A 464-nucleotide genomic window follows, 5' to 3' on the forward strand; every position below is an offset into this window, starting at 1 on the left:
TGGTACTATCTAGACAAAAAGACCGGTGAAATGCAAACAGGATGGGTAAAAGTAAACGGAAAATGGTATTTCCTGGATGTTCTGGAAGCAATGAAGATAGGCTAGGCAAAAGTAAATGACAGCTTGTACTTCATGAATACTAGTGGTACATGCAAACGGGATGGGGATTTACAGACAGTAAGTGGTATTGCCTATATGCAAACGGTAAAATGGCTGCCAACACCAAAATCCAAGGCTACAAACTAGGTAAAGACGGTGCATGGATCAACAAATAATTGAAACAAAGATAGAACCAACTCTTACGTTTTGTAGGGTTGGTTCTATCTGTTTTCACAAAGGTTTCATCGAATAGATTATGGGAGAAAAATACATTTTATTCTTTTAGAATAAGACCAACATTCAATAAATAATGTTATTGTGGATTGTTATTTTAAAAACAAAAGTTAGTATCTTGAAGAAAATGG

General features: G+C 35.1%; 1 protein-coding gene and 1 pseudogene. Both read left to right on the forward strand.

Annotation, left to right across the window (positions count from 1 at the left end):
- Window positions 1-105: pseudogene (locus V7150_RS26580) on the forward strand (hypothetical protein); the annotation flags it as partial.
- An 18-nt stretch (window positions 106-123) separates the two neighbouring features.
- The gene (locus tag V7150_RS09195) at window positions 124-246 is read left to right on the forward strand and encodes a hypothetical protein (protein ID WP_335516597.1); all 123 of its coding nucleotides are present in this window, start codon (window positions 124-126) and stop codon (window positions 244-246) included.
- The last annotated feature ends 218 nt before the right edge of the window (window positions 247-464 follow it).

It is taken from the genome of Neobacillus drentensis, from assembly GCF_036965245.1.
GTDB lineage: Bacteria > Bacillota > Bacilli > Bacillales > Cytobacillaceae > Neobacillus > Neobacillus drentensis_G.